This window comes from Variovorax sp. BGA-UO-ETr-C22 (assembly GCF_059567965.1).
The window spans coordinates 2,607,836-2,623,524 of the sequence record NZ_JCAQPA010000011.1; the positions used below are offsets into that span (position 1 = coordinate 2,607,836).

13 protein-coding genes are annotated in these 15,689 nt (G+C 66.7%); 8 read left to right on the top strand and 5 right to left on the bottom strand.

What is annotated here, in order from left to right; all coding sequences use genetic code 11:
• Position 1 precedes the first annotated feature (1 nt).
• From phnY to AC57B8_RS32235, 3 genes are read right to left on the bottom strand one after another with little or no spacing between them, the layout of a single operon-like run.
• Positions 2-1,450 carry a phosphonoacetaldehyde dehydrogenase gene (gene phnY, locus AC57B8_RS32225; protein WP_139701867.1) on the bottom strand — a complete coding sequence of 483 codons (1,449 nt, stop codon included), beginning with the start codon at positions 1,448-1,450 and terminating at the stop codon, positions 2-4.
• Between the two features lie 17 nt (positions 1,451-1,467).
• Positions 1,468-2,694, bottom strand: a complete 1,227-nt coding sequence (gene phnA, locus AC57B8_RS32230; RefSeq protein ID WP_095946856.1) for a phosphonoacetate hydrolase — start codon at positions 2,692-2,694, stop codon at positions 1,468-1,470.
• A 1-nt stretch (position 2,695) separates the two neighbouring features.
• Positions 2,696-3,442: a phosphonate utilization associated transcriptional regulator gene (locus AC57B8_RS32235; RefSeq protein WP_496481838.1), complete on the bottom strand. Its 747-nt coding sequence runs from the start codon at positions 3,440-3,442 to the stop codon at positions 2,696-2,698.
• Between the two features lie 160 nt (positions 3,443-3,602).
• Between AC57B8_RS32235 and AC57B8_RS32240 the strand changes: the two genes are divergently transcribed.
• The 5 genes from AC57B8_RS32240 to AC57B8_RS32260 all read left to right on the top strand — a co-directional run bounded on the left by AC57B8_RS32240 (position 3,603) and on the right by AC57B8_RS32260 (position 10,293).
• Positions 3,603-4,640 carry a putative 2-aminoethylphosphonate ABC transporter substrate-binding protein gene (locus AC57B8_RS32240; protein ID WP_095946855.1) on the top strand — a complete coding sequence of 346 codons (1,038 nt, stop codon included), beginning with the start codon at positions 3,603-3,605 and terminating at the stop codon, positions 4,638-4,640.
• A gap of 77 nt (positions 4,641-4,717) precedes the next feature.
• The gene (locus AC57B8_RS32245; protein WP_070061828.1) at positions 4,718-5,860 is read left to right on the top strand and encodes a putative 2-aminoethylphosphonate ABC transporter ATP-binding protein; all 1,143 of its coding nucleotides are present in this window, start codon (positions 4,718-4,720) and stop codon (positions 5,858-5,860) included.
• On the top strand, positions 5,857-7,581 hold the full coding sequence (locus AC57B8_RS32250; RefSeq protein WP_070061827.1) for a putative 2-aminoethylphosphonate ABC transporter permease subunit: 1,725 nt from the start codon (positions 5,857-5,859) through the stop codon (positions 7,579-7,581). Before AC57B8_RS32245 ends, AC57B8_RS32250 begins: the two co-directional genes overlap by 4 nt.
• A gap of 61 nt (positions 7,582-7,642) precedes the next feature.
• A complete protein-coding gene (locus AC57B8_RS32255) occupies positions 7,643-8,773 on the top strand; it encodes a 2-aminoethylphosphonate--pyruvate transaminase (RefSeq protein ID WP_095946854.1) in 1,131 nt (376 codons plus the stop codon).
• A 77-nt stretch (positions 8,774-8,850) separates the two neighbouring features.
• Positions 8,851-10,293: an MFS transporter gene (locus tag AC57B8_RS32260; protein WP_496481839.1), complete on the top strand. Its 1,443-nt coding sequence runs from the start codon at positions 8,851-8,853 to the stop codon at positions 10,291-10,293.
• A 6-nt stretch (positions 10,294-10,299) separates the two neighbouring features.
• Here the strand turns inward: AC57B8_RS32260 and AC57B8_RS32265 are convergent, their stop codons facing one another.
• Positions 10,300-11,592 (bottom strand): SUMF1/EgtB/PvdO family nonheme iron enzyme, encoded by a 1,293-nt coding sequence (locus AC57B8_RS32265; RefSeq protein ID WP_496481840.1) that lies wholly within the window; start codon positions 11,590-11,592, stop codon positions 10,300-10,302.
• Positions 11,593-11,759: 167 nt separating this feature from the next.
• On the opposite strand from AC57B8_RS32265, the gene AC57B8_RS32270 reads away from it, so the two are divergent.
• From AC57B8_RS32270 to AC57B8_RS32280, 3 genes are all read left to right on the top strand, one after another.
• The gene (locus AC57B8_RS32270; protein WP_070061823.1) at positions 11,760-12,299 is read left to right on the top strand and encodes a TRAP transporter small permease subunit; all 540 of its coding nucleotides are present in this window, start codon (positions 11,760-11,762) and stop codon (positions 12,297-12,299) included.
• 64 nt (positions 12,300-12,363) lie between these two features.
• Entirely contained in the window at positions 12,364-13,902 is a 1,539-nt protein-coding gene (locus AC57B8_RS32275; RefSeq protein WP_062468805.1) for a TRAP transporter large permease, read from the top strand.
• A complete protein-coding gene (locus tag AC57B8_RS32280; protein ID WP_496481841.1) occupies positions 13,899-14,414 on the top strand; it encodes a hypothetical protein in 516 nt (171 codons plus the stop codon). The genes AC57B8_RS32275 and AC57B8_RS32280 overlap by 4 nt, the downstream gene beginning before the upstream one ends.
• 72 nt (positions 14,415-14,486) lie before the next feature.
• Here the strand turns inward: AC57B8_RS32280 and AC57B8_RS32285 are convergent, their stop codons facing one another.
• Complete coding sequence (locus AC57B8_RS32285; RefSeq protein ID WP_062468808.1) at positions 14,487-15,566, bottom strand: TRAP transporter substrate-binding protein; 1,080 nt, start codon at positions 15,564-15,566, stop codon at positions 14,487-14,489.
• Positions 15,567-15,689: the final 123 nt, after the last annotated feature.

A 15,689-nucleotide genomic window follows, 5' to 3' on the forward strand; every position in this document is an offset into this window, starting at 1 on the left:
GTTACCAGGGCAGCGAATAGGTCTTGGTGTTGGTGAAGCTCTTCATCGCTTCGAGCACGCCTTCCTTGTAGCCCAGGCCCGAGTCCTTGATGCCGCCGAAGGGCGTGAGCTCCAGGCGGTAGCCGGGCACCTCGCGCACATTGACGCTGCCCACGTTCAGCTCGCGGATGAAGCGCGTGATGTAGTCCAGCCGGTTGGTGCAGATCGAGGACGACAGGCCGTAGGCGGTGCCGTTGGAGATGCGGATCGCCTCGTCGATGTTCTTGAAGCGGATGACGGGCGACACGGGGCCGAAGGTCTCGTGCTTGGCGACGGTCATCTCGGGATCGACGTGGTCGAGCACGGTGGGCGAGTACAGCGCGCCGCGGCGTTCGTTGCCGTACAAGAGCTTGGCGCCGGCCGCGATGGCTTCGTTGACCACGGCTTCGAACTGCTTCGCAGCCGCCTCGTCGATCACGGTGCCCATGTCGGTGTCGGGGTCCATCGGGTCGCCGTACTTCAAGGCCTTGGTCTTCTGCACCAGCAGCTCGACAAAGCGATCGGCCACGGCTTCGTGCACCAGCATGCGCTTCACCGCTGTGCAACGCTGCCCCGAGTTCTTGTACGACCCGTTGGCGGCCAGCGTCGCAGCCTCCTCGATGTCCGCGTCTTCCATCACGATGATCGGGTCGTTGCCACCCAGCTCAAGGATCTGGCGCTTGTAGGTGGCCTTGCCCGCAATGTACTTGCCGATGGGCACGCCGCCGGTGAAGGTGACGAGGTCGACATCGGCATTGGTCAGCAGCTCGTCGGCGATCTCCTTGGGGTCACCCGTGAGCACCGACAGCATCTGCGGCGGCAGGCCCGCCTCGTACAGGATGTCGGCCAGCAGGAAGGCCGTGAGCGGCGTCTTCTCGCTGGGTTTGAGCACGATGCGGTTGTTGGTCGCAATGGCCGGCGCCACCTTGTGGATCACCTGGTTCAGCGGATGGTTGAACGGCGTGATGGCGGTGATGGCGCCCAAGAGCGGCTCGCGCATCGTGTAGACCTTGCGGCTCTTGCCGTGGTGCGTGAGGTCGCAGGAGAACACCTGGCCGTCGTCCACCAGCGCCTGGTTGGCGGCGAACAGCAGCACGTCGGAGGCGCGGCCCACTTCGTACAGCGAGTCCTTGCGCGACAGGCCCGATTCGAGCGTGATGGTGCGCGACATTTCATCCAGGCGCGAAGCGATGATCTCGCCGGCGCGCATGAGGATCTTGTAGCGCTCGTAGCGCGTGAGCGTGGGCTTGTAGTCGCGGGCGATGCGCAGGGCGTTGCGCACGTCGTCCAGCGTGGCCTTGGGCACGGTGGCGATCACCTCGCCGGTGTACGGGTAGGTGACCTCGATGGTGCGGTCGCGATGGACTTTCTCGCCGGCGATGCGCAGCGCTTCGCGGTGGACGGTGCCTGGCTTCAGGATGGCTTGGCTCATGAGTGCTCCGTGCGGTGTCAGCGTGCGTGGTTCAGGGCGAGGTCGAGCGCATCGAAGTTGCGCAGCCGGCGCCCGGGTGCAATGCCTTCGACCGGGCGGTTGCAGATCAGCGGCACCTTCTGCTCCGAGACACCACCGTGCGAACGCAGCGGCACTTCGAGTGCCGACAGGTCATGGCGGCTGGCGGCGGTGCCGATGACGGTGCTCTGCTCACTCACCACCACGATGTCGCCGATGCGGTCCGGCGGCAGCTCGAAGCGCTTGGCGGCTTCGGCGCGCGAGAGCACGAGCTCCATGCCCGGAATGCCCTTGATGCGTTCGATCCAGCCCGGCACGCTGGCTTCGTCCGGTGCGTACACGGTGGCGAAGGAACCGAGCGCGCCGTGGTGCACCACGTAGGGGTCGGTGATCGGCAGGATCACGCGGGCCTTTTCAGCGCCGTACCAGCCGTCGAGCACGTCCTGCAGGTAGATCACGTTGGGCGAGCCGTCGGCGCCGTGCTTGTCGTTCATGCCGTGGTCGGCCGTGAGCACGATGGTCGCGCCCAGCGCGTCGAGCTGCGCGAGGTAGCCGTCCATCATTTGGTAGAAGGCGTTCGCTGCGGGGCTGCCCGGCGCGGCCTTGTGCTGCACGTAGTCGGTGGTCGACAGGTACATCAGGTCAGGGCGGCGCGATTCCATGAGCTTCACGCCAGCCGCGAACACGAACTCCGACAGCTCTGCGCTGTAGACCGAGGGCACGGGCATGCCGACCATGTCGAGCACGTTGTCGATGCCGTTCTCTTCCATCGTCACCTGGTCCGACTTCTCGGACGAGAAACAGATGCCCTTCATCTTGTGGCCCAGCAGCTTGCGCAGCTTGTCCTTGGCCGTGACCACCGCGAGCTTGGCGCCCGCGTCGGCAAACGCAGCCAGCACCGTGCCGGCGCGCAGGTACTTGGGGTCGTTCATCATCACTTCCTGGCCCAGCTCGCGGTCGAAGAAGTAGTTGCCGCAGATGCCGTGCACGGCCGGCGGTGCGCCGGTCACGATCGACAGGTTGTTGGGGTTGGTGAACGAGGGCACGACGCAATCGGCGAGCAGGTCGGCGCCGTCCTTGCGCATGCGGGCGATGTAGGGCGCCACGCCGGCTTCGATGGCCGCGTCGAGGTACGCCGGCTCGCAGCCGTCCACGCACACGACCACGATCGGACGCGCCATCCAGCGATAGCTCCTGGCATTGACTTCAAGTGTCTCCGGTGTCATTTCAGACTTCCTTTTGGGGTGGGTGGTTCGGGGTAGCGGTGGTGTTGCTGGAAGTGGCCGCATCGCTGTCGATGCGGCCGAAGGCCTTGTGCATGCGTGCGCGGCTGCCGGCCACGTGTTCACGCAGTGCGCGCCCTGCCGTGTCGGGGTTGCCGCTGGCGATGGCGTCGACGATGTGGCTGTGCTCGTCGGCCGAGACCCGCAGGCCGCCGCCGCTGTCGAGCGCGCGCATTCTGAAAAGGTGCAACTCCTTGACGAGCCGCTTGTAGGTTTCGGTGAGCTTCTTGCTGCCGGCGGTGTCGAGCAGGATCTCGTGGAACTGCAGGTTTAGCTGCGCGTACTGCTCCACGTCCTGCGCCTGGGCCGCCGAGCGCATGGCGTCGACCATGGCGCGCAGGCGCTCCACCGCGTCGGGCTGGATGGCCAGGGCCACGCGCCGGCCGATGATTTCTTCCAGCGCCTCGCGCAATTCGTAGATCTCGTCGGCCTCCTCGAACGCGATCTCGCGCACGAAGACGCCGCGGTTCTTCTCGTTGCGCACGAGGCCCGCCTCTTCCAGCGCACGCAACGCCTCGCGGATCGGGCCGCGGCTGGTGTTGAAGCGCTGCGAGAGCTCGCTCTCGTTGATGCGGCTGCCCACAGGGAGCTCGCCCGTCATGATCAAACGCTCGATTTCTTCCTGCATCAGCATCGGCAGCGAGCTGGACTGGAGGAACGCGAGGGCGGCGGAGTGATTGCTGGTGACCATGGGGCGTATTTTCCCGAAGGATCGTCAACTGTCAACAATTTTTTATTGACAGTCATCAATCAGCAACCTACATTGCAAACACCGGATGGCGTTGCCCACCCTCGCGCCGGCGCCAGCCCTCACCCTTCTTCAGTGACAGCCAGCCTTTCAGGAGAAACAGATGACGATGAAACAAAGCACGCGCCGTCTCACGGCCGCCCTGTGTGTTGCGGCCCTCGGCCTCATGTCCGGCAGTGCGTGGGCGCAAAAGACGCCGCTCCTGGTCTACACGGCGCTCGAGACCGACGCCATGAAGCTCTACAAGGACGCGTTCGAGAAGGCCAACCCCGACATCGAGGTGAAGTGGGTGCGCGACTCCACCGGCATCGTCACCGCCAAGCTGCTGGCCGAAAAAGCCAACCCGCAGGCCGACGTGGTGGCCGGCCTGGCCGCCAGCAGCCTGGCGCTGCTGCAGCAGGAAGGCATGCTGCTTCCTTATGAGCCCAAGGGCTTCAAGGAGCTGAACCCCGCGTACTCCGACGCAGCCCGCCCGCCCGCCTGGGTCGGCATGGACGTGTGGGCCGCCACCATCTGCTTCAACACGGTCGAGGCCAAGAAGCTCGGCCTGCCCAAGCCCGAGAGCTGGAAGGACCTGACCAAGCCCATCTACAAGGGCACGATCTCGATGCCGCACCCCGCCTCCAGCGGCACCGGCTACCTCGACGTGTCGTACTGGCTGCAGAACATGGGCGACGCCGAAGGCTGGAAGTACATGGACGCGCTGCACCAGAACATCGCGCAGTACGTGCACTCGGGCTCCAAGCCCTGCAAGCAGGCGGGCGCGGGCGAGTTCCCCATCGGCATCTCGTTCGAGTTCCGCGCGCACCAGGTGAAGAAGTCGGGCGCGCCGGTCGACCTGATCTTCCCCAAGGAAGGCCTGGGCTGGGACATCGAGGCCACCAGCCTCATGAAGACCAGCACGAAGCTGGCGCAAGGCAAGCGCTTTGCCGACTGGATGGCGAGCAAGGAAGCCAACCAGATCAGCGCGCGCTGGTGGGCGGTGGTCGCCTACCCGGGCGTGGTCTCCAAGCTCGAAGGCATTCCGGACAACTACGAGAAGCTGCTGGCCAAGAACGACCTGAACTGGGCCGCCAAGAACCGCGAACGCATCCTCGCGGAGTGGAGCAAGCGCTACGAAGGCAAGGCCGAACCCAAATAAGCCCGACGGCATCCCCCGGTTTTCAATTCAAGGGTGCCGCCGCAGCTGGTGACGCCCTCCAACGACGAGTGCGAAAAATGGACATGACCGACACCCGCTTCATCGCCAGCCAGTTGACTCCCACCTCGGCCCCGCCCGCGGCCCTCGAGATCGTCGGCGTTCGCAAGGACTTCGAGACCTTCAGCGCGCTGCGCGACGTGCACCTGCGCGTGAACCCGGGCGAGATGCTGTGCTTTCTCGGCCCCTCGGGCTGCGGCAAGACCACGCTGCTGCGCATCATCGCGGGCCTGGAGACGCAGACCGCCGGGCAGATCCTGCAGAACGGCAAGGACGTCTCGTGGCTGTCGCCGGACAAGCGCGACTACGGCATCGTGTTCCAGTCGTACGCGCTCTTTCCCAACCTGTCGATCGCCGAGAACGTGGGCTACGGCCTCGTCAACAGCCGTGCGAAGCGCGGCGAGATCAAGGCGCGCGTCGACGAGCTGCTGAAGCTGGTCGGCCTGCCGACCTCGGGCGCCAAGTACCCGAGCCAGCTCTCGGGCGGCCAGCAACAGCGCGTGGCCCTGGCCCGTGCGCTGGCCACGCGGCCGGGCCTGCTGTTGCTGGACGAGCCGCTGTCGGCGCTCGACGCGCTGGAGCGCATTCGCCTGCGCGGCGAGATCCGCCGGCTGCAGAAGCAGGTCGGCATCACGACCATCATGGTCACGCACGACCAGGAAGAAGCGCTGTCGATGGCCGACCGCATCGTGGTGATGAACCACGGCGTGATCGAGCAGGTCGGCACGCCGATGGAAATCTACGAGCAGCCGGCCACGCCCTTCGTGGCCGACTTCGTGGGCAAGGTCAACGTGCTGCGCGCGATGGCGCTGGGCAACCAGCGCTTCCAGGTCGGCGACATGGAGCTGCAGTGCGACGCCTGCGACGGCGCCTTCGAGCCCGGCGACGCCGTCAACCTGTACCTGCGGCCCGAAGACCGTGCGGTGGAACACCTGCGCGAGGACACGCCGAATCGCCTGCAGGCCAAGGTCACGAAGGTCGAGTTCCTGGGCGGCCTGTGCATTGCCGAAGTGACGGCCGACGCGCTGCACGGCCAGACGCTGGGCCTGCACTTCTCGCTGAACCAGCTGCACGACCTGGACATCCGCGAGGGCAACACGATCGACATCGCCCTGCGCGCCAACCGCATCCGCGCCTTTGCCGCGCGCACCGCCAAGCCATGAACACGCTGGCACACCCCCGCCCTGTGCTCGCCGCACGCCCAGCCTTGCGCTGGAGCCGCGACGAGACCATCGCGCGCGCCATCCTTTTCGTGGTGATGGCGATGCTGTTCGTGTTCCTCATCGCGCCGCTGCTGACCATCCTGGCCCACGCGGTGCAGGACAAGAACGGCCGCTTCGTCGGCCTGGCCCATTTCATCACCTACTTCCAGACGCCGAGCCTGCTGCGCGCGGCCTGGAACTCGGTGTGGGTGTCGGCCGCGGTGGTGATGATCTCGGTGCCCACGGCCTTCGTGTTCGCCTACGCGCTCACGCGCAGCCGCATGCCGGCGCCGCTGAAGGCGGTGTTCCGCCTCATCGCGCTCATTCCGCTGCTCGCGCCCTCGCTGCTGTCGGCCATCTCGTTCGTGCAGTGGTTCGGCAACCAGGGCGCGCTCAAGTTCCTGCTGGGCGGCGCCTCGATCTACGGCGCGCCCGGGATCATCCTGGCCGAGGTCTACAACACCTTTCCGCACGCGCTGATGATCCTGGTCACCGCGCTGTCGCTGGCCGACGGCCGGCTGTACGAGGCGGCCACCGCGCTGCGCACGCGGCCCCTGCGCCAGTTCATGACGATCACCCTGCCCTCGTGCAAGTACGGCCTGATCAGCGCGGCCACCGTGGTCTTCACCTACGTGGTGAGCGACTTCGGCGCGCCCAAGGTCATCGGCGGCAACTTCAACGTGCTGTCGGTCGACGTGTTCAAGCAGGTGGTGGGCCAGCACAACTTCTCCATCGGTGCGGTGGTGGGCATGCTGCTGCTCGTTCCGTCGATCATTTCCTTCGTGATCGACTACGTGGTGCGGCGCAAGCTGAAGGCGCAGCTCACGGCGCGCTCGGTGCCCTACACGCCCAAGCCGCGCAAGGTGGCCGATGCGCTGCTCACGCTGTTCTGCACCGTGGTCTGCAGCCTGCTGCTGGCCACCATCGGCATGGCAATCTACACCTCGGCGATCTCTCTGTGGCCCTACGACCTGTCGTTCACGCTCAAGCACTACCACTTCGTGCTGGTGGAAAGCGACATGGCCGCCGCCTACGGCAACAGCCTGCTCGTGGCCATGGTCACCGCGGTGGCCGGCTCGCTCATCGTGTTCGTGGGCGCCTACCTGATCGAGAAGACGCGCAACCTGGGCCTCATGCGCAAGGGCATGCACCTGATGGCGGTGCTGTCGATGGCGGTGCCGGGCCTGGTGCTGGGCTTGGGCTACGTGATGTTCTTCAACCATCCGGCCAACCCGCTGAACTTTTTGTACCAGACGATGGCGATCCTGGTCATCTCGATGGTGGTGCACTACTACACCTCGAGCCACCTCACGGCGGTGACGGCGCTCAAGCAGATCGACAACGAGTTCGAGGCCGTGTCGGCGTCGCTCAAGGTGCCGTTCTTCAAGACCTTCCTGCGCGTGACGGTGCCGGTGTGCCTGCCGGCCATCCTGGACATCGGGCGCTACTTCTTCGTGGTGTCGATGGCCAGCCTGTCGTGCGCCATCTTCCTGTACACGCCGGAGACCATCCTGGCGTCGGTCGCGATCATGCACCTGGACGACGCCGGCGACATCGGCCCGGCCGCCGCGCTGGCCAGCCTGATCGTCGTCACCTCGACGCTGGTGTGCATCGCCTACGCGCTGCTCACCCGCGTGCTGCTCGCACGCACGCAGGCCTGGCGCAACCTCGGCCGCGGCTGAACGAACGCTTCACCCTTCGCCCCCTTTTGCCCCTCATTCCCTTTCCCTGCCTGGAGACACCATGAGTCAAGCCGCCCACCCCATCCTGCTCACGCCCGGCCCCCTGACCACCTCGGACCGCACCCGCCAAGCGATGCTGCGCGACTGGGGTTCATGGGACGCCGACTTCAACCAGATCACGGCGCGCATCCGCAAGGAAGTGCTCAACATCGTGCACGGCACGGGCACGCACGAATGCGTGCCCCTGCAAGGCAGCGGCACCTTCTCGGTCGAAGCAGCCATCGGCACGATCGTGCCGCGCAACGGCCATGTGCTGGTGCCGAGCAACGGCGCCTACTGCCAGCGCCTGGCCAAGATCTGCAAGGTGCTGGGCCGCAAGCTCACCACCATCGACTACACCGAAGAGAAACAGGTCTCGCCCGCCGACGTCGACCGCGCGCTCGCAGCCGACCCCAGTATCACGCACGTCGCGGTGGTGCACTGCGAAACCGGCGCCGGCGTGCTCAACCCGCTGCACGAGATCGCGCTGGTCGTCGCCAGGCACGGGCGCGGCCTGATCATCGATGCAATGAGCTCCTTCGGCGCGCTGGAGATCGATGCGCGCAAGACGCCCTTCGACGCCGTGGTCGCCGCTTCGGGCAAGTGCCTCGAAGGCGTGCCGGGCATGGGCTTCGTCGTCATCAAGCGCAGCACGCTCGAAAAGTGCGAAGGCAACTGCCACTCGCTGAGCATGGACCTGTACGACCAGTGGGTCTACATGGAGAAGACCACGCAGTGGCGCTTCACGCCGCCCACGCACGTGGTGGCCGCGCTCGACACCGCCATTGCGCAGTACATCGAGGAAGGCGGCCTGCCCGCGCGCGGCGGGCGCTACACGCGCAACTGCAAGGCGCTGGTCGACGGCCTCGCCACGCTGGGCTTCCGGCCTTTCCTCGACCCGGCCATCCAGGCGCCGATCATCGTCACCTTCCATGCGCCCGACGATGCCAACTACGACTTCAAGACCTTCTACCAGGAGGTGAAGAAGCGCGGCTACATCCTCTACCCCGGCAAACTGACGCAGGTCGAGACCTTCCGCGTGGGCTGCATGGGGCACTTCGGCGACGCGGGCATCCCGGGCGCGGTGGCGGCCATTGCCGACACGCTGAAAGCCATGGGCATCCGGCAGGTGACGGCGGCCGTCGCGGCCTGAAGCACCTGTGAGCGGACCGGCGCATTGCAGCACCGGTCCTACAGCGAGGGGGTGATGCGCTTCGCATAATGCCCCGCATGACGGTTCTGCGCAGCGACATCCCTGCCCGCCTGGACCGCCTGCCGTGGTCGCGCTGGCATTGGCGCGTGGTGATCGCGCTGGGCGTGGCCTGGATCCTCGACGGCCTCGAGGTCACGCTGGTGGGCTCCATCGGCGCGGTGCTGGAGCGGCCCGACACGCTCGGGCTCACTGCCGCAGAAATCGGCTGGTCGGGATCGATCTACATCGCGGGCGCGGTGATCGGCACGCTGGTCTTCGGCCGGCTCACCGACCGGCTCGGGCGCAAGAAGCTGTTCCTTCTCACGCTGGTGGTCTACACGCTGGGCACGCTGGCCACGGCCTTCTCACCCAACTTCGCCTTCTTTGCGCTGTGCCGCTTCGTCACCGGGCTGGGCATCGGCGGCGAGTACGCGGCCATCAATTCGGCCATCGACGAGCTCATTCCGGCGCGCGTGCGCGGGCGCGTCAACCTCGCGATCAACGGCAGCTTCTGGATCGGTGCGGCGCTCGGCGCGGCGCTGAGCCTCGTGCTGCTCGATGCGCGCGTGATCGGCCCCGTGTGGGGCTGGCGCGCGGGCTTCGCGCTGGGCGCGGTGCTGGCGGTGGCGATCCTGCTGGTGCGCCGCCACGTGCCCGAGAGCCCGCGCTGGCTCATCGCGCACGGACGCGCGGATGAGGCCGAGCGCATCGTCGCGGGCATCGAGGCCGAGGTGGCGGCGCAGCACGGGCCACTGCCCGCCGCGCACGGCCACGTGATGTACACCGCCGCGCGCCCCAAAAGCCCGTCGATGCGCGAAGTGGCGCGCGTGCTGCTGCGGCGCTACCCGGCGCGCAGCGTGGTGGCGACGGCGCTGATGGTGTCGCAGGCCTTTTTCTACAACGCGATCTTCTTCACCTACGCGCTGGTGCTCACGCGCTTCTACGGCGTGGCCGAGGGCCGCGTGGCGCTGTACATCTTTCCGTTCGCGCTTGGCAACGTGCTCGGGCCGCTGCTGCTGGGCCCGCTGTTCGACAGCGTGGGCCGGCGCAGGATGATCGCGCTCACCTATGTGCTGGCCGGCGTGGGCCTGGCGCTCACGGGCTGGGCCTTCATGCAGGGCTGGCTCGACGCGCGCAGCCAGGCGCTGTGCTGGTCGGCGGTGTTCTTTCTTGCGTCGGCGGCGGCCAGCTCGGCCTACCTGACGGTGAGCGAGGTGTTCCCGCTCGAGATGCGCGCCATGGCCATCGCGATCTTCTATGCCATCGGCATGGGCGCGGGCGGCTTCGTGGCGCCGGTGCTGTTCGGGATGCTGATCGAGACCGGCAGCCGCGGCGCGGTGATGGTGGGCTACCTGATCGGCGCCGTGCTGGTCATCGTCGCGGGGCTGCTGGCGCTGCGCTACGCAGCCGATGCGGAGCGCAAGCCGCTGGAGGAAGTGGCGCCGCCGCTGTCGTCGGAGGCTGGCGGCGAACGGCCCTGAAGGCGGCTACAGCGCGCAGGTGCGAAAACCGTAGAAGCCGTCGTCGGCATCGGGAAGCGCAAAGCCACGGCGACGCGGCGAGCGCAGGCGCGCACGCGTCGCGAACGAGGCGCCGCGCAGCACGCGCGCACGGCCGAAGGCGGCCACCGGATCGAACTCGCCACCGGCGCTCCACGGATCGGCCCGGAAGCCCGGCCAGGGCTGCAGCGTGCCTGCGGTCCACTCGTGCACGTCGGCCCAGCGAAAGCCGCGCCGCGCCGCCGTGTGGGCCGCGATCTCCCATTCGACCTCGGTCGCGATACGGCGGCCGGCCCAGCGCGCCCAGGCGTCGGCCTCCCACCAGCTCAGGTGCACGGCGCTGTGGTGCCCGGCCGCGCGCACGGTGACGCCGAAGCGCTGTTGCAGCACCGAGCCGCCGGTGCCGTTGCGCGCCACGCCGATCTGCTCCACATGGCGCGGCCCGCGCCGGCCTTCGGTCTGCGCGGCGAGCCAGCGCCAGCCGTCGCTGTGCCACAGCTCCTCGCGGTCGTAGCCGCCGTCGTCGACAAACTCGATGTACTGGTCCCAGGTGACGGGCTGGGCGTCGATCTCGAACTCGGGCACGTCGACGCGGTGCGCCGCGCCCTCTTGCGCAAACAGGAAGCCGCTGTGCTCGGGCAGGCCGAGCTCCCAGCGTGTGGCCGGCAGCAGCAGCGGCTCGCGCGTGACGGCGGTGGGCGGCTGCTCGATGTTCAGCGGCAGGCCCAGCGTCTGCGCCAGCACCACGAGCTGTTCGCCGCGCAGGTCTTCATGGAACAGCGCCAGCCGGTAGAAGTACAGGCCGGCATCGGTCTCGGCGGCGTTCTCGAGCAGCTCGAGCGTGCTCTCGAGGGTTTCGAGCAGGTAGGCCTTGGTCTGGCCCAGGCCCGGCAGGTCGGGCGACCAGCAGCGATCGGCCGCGCCCTGGGCCGGGTTCCACCAGTCGTCGGCGTCGGGGTCGATGGCGGCCAGCCGCGTGGGGCGCACGGGGCAGTCGATGCCGAAGGCGCGCTGGGTGTTGCGCCCGATCCACCATTCGGCGAACCAGCCGATGTGGCCCGCCAGCCAGACCGGCGGCACCACGCCCGGCTGCGGCGGCACGCGCATGGCTTCGCCCAACGCCTGTTCGAACAGGGACAGCAGGTGCAGCGTGTGGTTGCGCGCATCGATGAGGGCCAGCGAGAGCAGGTCGCGGCCGGCGCGGCGCATGTCGGGGGAGTCGATCGACAGGGGCGGGCTCGCCGCACCGAAGGGCGTCGAAGGCGGCGGGCTCGAAGACATGGGCCATTATGGCGACCGCCCGACAGGCCCTCTGCCGACGCGGATTCCGGGTAAACCCGAGTTTGTGTCAAGGCAATACTAAGGTTCACCGAGATACCATTGCGGGCTTTGCGCGCAGCCCCCACCAGGGGCCGGCGCTTCACCTTGGGCTTCGCGGGAGACACCCCTTGTCTGTATTCCTCAAATTCGCGGCCGTCATGGACTGGGTCAGCGAAAAACTCGGCAAATTTGCCGGCTATGCCGTTCTGGCCGCGTCGCTCATCTCGGCCGCCAATGCCTTCGTCCGGTACGGCTTCGACTTCAGCAACAACGCCTTCCTCGAGATCCAGTGGTATCTGTTCGCCGCCACCGTGATGCTCGGTGCGCCGGTGGTGCTGCGCTTCAACGAGCATGTGCGCGTGGACATCATCTACGGCAAGCTCAAGGGCCACGGGCCGGTGTATGTCGACCTGTTCGGCCTGACCTTCTTCCTGCTGCCGGTGATGGGCCTGCTGACCTACCTCACCTGGCCGTTCTTCTGGAACACCTGGGTGTCGGGCGAGATGTCGGGCAACATCGGCGGGCTGATCCGCTGGCCCGCCGCGCTGCTGATGCCCGTGGGTTTCTGCACGATGTTCCTGCAAGGTGTCGCCGAGATCATCAAGCGCATCGCCTACCTGCGCGGACTGATCGAGATGAACACGCACTACGAGAAGCCGGTGCAGTGATGGCGTTCGTCGCGCTTCGCCAGACCGCCCCGACCTTTCCCGCACAGCAGGACACGTAGACATCATGCACATGGAAAATTTCGCCCCGATCATGTTCGCGGGGCTCGTGGTGATCATGCTGATCGGGTTTCCGGTCGCGTTTTCGCTCTCGGCCCTCGGCCTGATCTGCGGCTTCTTCGCCATCGAGATGGGCTGGTTCCCGGCCGGCTTCATGGCCAACCTGCCGCTCAACGTGTTCGGCATCCTGTCGAACGAGACGCTGCTGGCCATTCCGTTCTTCACGCTCATGGGAGCGGTGTTAGAGAAATGCGGGCTCGCCGAGGACATGCTCGACTCGATGGGCCAGCTCTTCGGCCCGATCCGCGGCGGCCTGGGCTACTCGGTGATCATCGTGGGCTTCATCCTCGGCGCCATCACCGGCACGGTGGCCGGCCAGGTGATCGCGATGGCGATGATCTCGCTGCCGGTCATGATGCGCTACGGCTACAACATGCGCTACTCGACCGGCGTGCTCGCCGCCTCGGGAACCATCACGCAGCTGGTGCCGCCCTCGCTGGTGCTGATCGTCATGGCCGACCAGCTCGGCACCGACGTCGGCCAGATGTACAAGGGCGCCTGGGGCCCGTCGATCCTGCAGGTGGTGATCTTCGCGATCTACACCTTCCTGGTCTCGCGCATCCGTCCGCACTACGTGCCCGGCCTGCCCGCCACGGCGCGCACGCTGCACGGCTGGGCGCTGTGGGGCAAGTGCCTGCGCGGCATCATTCCCTCGGCCATCCTGATCTTCGCGGTGCTCGGTTCGATGGGCGGCCTGCCCTTCATGGACAAGGCCATCGCCACGCCGACCGAGGCCGGTGCCATGGGCGCGGTGGGCGCGCTGGTGCTGGCGCTCATTCACCGGCGCCTGAACTGGGCGCTGATGAAGGACGCGATGGAAGGCACCATGCGCCTGACGGCGATGGTGGTGTTCATCCTGATCGGCTCGCGCGTGTTTTCGCTGGTGTTCCAGGGCGTGGACGGTGCCAAGTGGATCGAGCACATGCTCTCGGGCCTGCCGGGCGGCCAGATCGGCTTCCTGATCGCGGTCAACATCTTCGTGTTCTTCCTGGCGTTCTTCCTCGACTTCTTCGAGATCGCCTTCATCATCCTGCCGCTGCTGGGCCCCGTGGCCCACAAGCTGGGCATCGACATGGTGTGGTTCGGCGTGCTGCTGTGCGTGAACATGCAGACCTCGTTCATGCACCCGCCCTTCGGCTTCGCGCTGTTCTATTTACGGGGCATCGCCGACACCCTGTTCAAGAACGGGGCGCTGCCCAAGAAGGTGGAGTCGCGCGACATCTACCTGGGCGCCGTGCCCTGGGTCGTGATGCAGCTGCTGCTGGTGGCCATCGTGATCTTCTTCCCGCAGACGGTGACCGTGTTCCTCGAGAAGGAAAAGGTCGTCGACATCGACAAGGTCAACCTCGACATGCCGGTCGACCCGAACGCGCCGCCCGCCACCGACAACGGCGTGAACATGGAAGACCCGTTCGGCAACCAGAAGACGCCCGAGGAAACGCCGGCGCCGGCGGCCCCGGCGGCGGGCGAAGCCTCCAAGCCGTGAGCGACGCCCGCCCCGGCGACGCCCCGAAAGACCACCCCGCAACGACCGAAGGCGGCCCGCTCGAAAGCGCCGCCTTCCCGCCGCTGCTGCGCACGCTGGCAGTGGTGCTGGTGGTCGATCTCTTCGCCTTCGCGCTGTGGAGCCTGCCGTCGCTGCGCACCACCAGCTGGTCGGCCACCAGCCTGTTCGTCTTCGGCGTGGCGGGCCTGTGCGTGATCTGGGTCGGCTACTGGATCGTCTACAGCCGCACCCGCCTCGAAGGCGACGTGCTGACGCAGACCTGGCTGTGGAACAAGCGCGTGAGCGCGCAGGACGTGGCGCAGCTCAAGCTGGTGCACATCCGCATGCTCGAGCGCGTGATCGCGCCGCGCCTGCTGGTGCGCCGGCGCTTCGGCGGCATCACCTGGTTCCATGCCTACGACCCGCAGGTGCTGATCGCGTTCGGCGAGCAGGTGGCGATGCGCACGCTGCCCTCCGCGCCACCGCCCTCCCCCGAACCCGCGTCCAAATGAAAAAGCCCCGCCGAAACCGGCGGGGCTTTTTTCTTGAGAGGTGCGAAGCGCCGGGTTGCGGCGCCGCGTGCCTTACAGCTTCTGCTGTTGCATGAAGCGGTCGAAGGTGCCTTCGGTGTAGCGGAACCAGGCGTTCTGGTCGGCCAGGAACTTGGACCAGTCGCTGTAGATCTTCTTCCACTCGGGGTTGCTGTTGTTCAGGTCCGAGTAGATCTGCTGGGCCGACTTGAAGGCGGCGTTCATCACGTCCTGCGAGAACGGACGCAGCTTGGTGCCCGAGCCCACGAGCTGCTTGAGCGCGATCGGGTTCTTGGCGTCGTACTTGGCCGTCATCGTGATGTTGGCGTGCGCGGCAGCCGCTTCGACCACGGCCTTGAAATCGGCCGACAGGCTTTCCCATGCCTTGGTGTTGATGTAGAAGTCGAGCTCGGGGCCGCCTTCCCACCAGCCGGGGTAGTAGTAGAACGGGGCGATCTTGTTGAAGCCCAGCTTCTGGTCGTCGTACGGGCCGACCCATTCCAGGCCGTCCAGCGTGCCCTTTTCGAGCGCGGGGTACAGGTCGGCACCGGGGATCGATTGCGGGATCACGCCGAAAGGCTCGAGCACCTTGCCGGCGAACGGGTTGGTGCGGAACTTCAGGCCCTTCAGGTCGGCGACCGACTTGATTTCCTTGCGGAACCAGCCGCCCATCTGCGCGCCCGTGTTGCCGCCCGGCAGGTTGATGATGTTGTACTTGGCGTAGAAGGCGCGCATCAGCTTCAGGCCGTTGCCTTCGTACATCCAGGCGTTCTGCTGGCGGGTGTTCATGCCGAAGGGCACGGCGCAACCCAGGCAGAAGGTCGGGTCCTTGCCGTAGAAGTAGTAAGGCGCCGTGTGCGCCATTTCGACCGCGCCGCTCTGGATGCCGTCGACCACGCCGAAGGCGGGCATCAGCTCGCCGCCTGCATGCACGGAGATCTGGAACTTGCCGCCCGTCATGTCGCTCACGCTCTTCGAGAACACCTCGGCGGTGCCGAAGATGGTGTCCAGCGACTTGGGAAAGCTCGATGCGAGACGCCAGCGAACGGTGGCTTGCGCGTGAACCGCGGGCGCGATGCCGGCAGCCAGAACGCCCGCGATGCCGGCGTTTTTGATGAGGGAACGACGATCCATTGAATTCACTCCGAGTGCTTTGGAAAAAACAAAACGCGGCTTGTGACCGCGTCAGGGACTTTTGTGAGTCCTTTTGATTGTAAAAACGCGCTTACAGGTGGCCGGCGGGGGTTTACCCTGCGA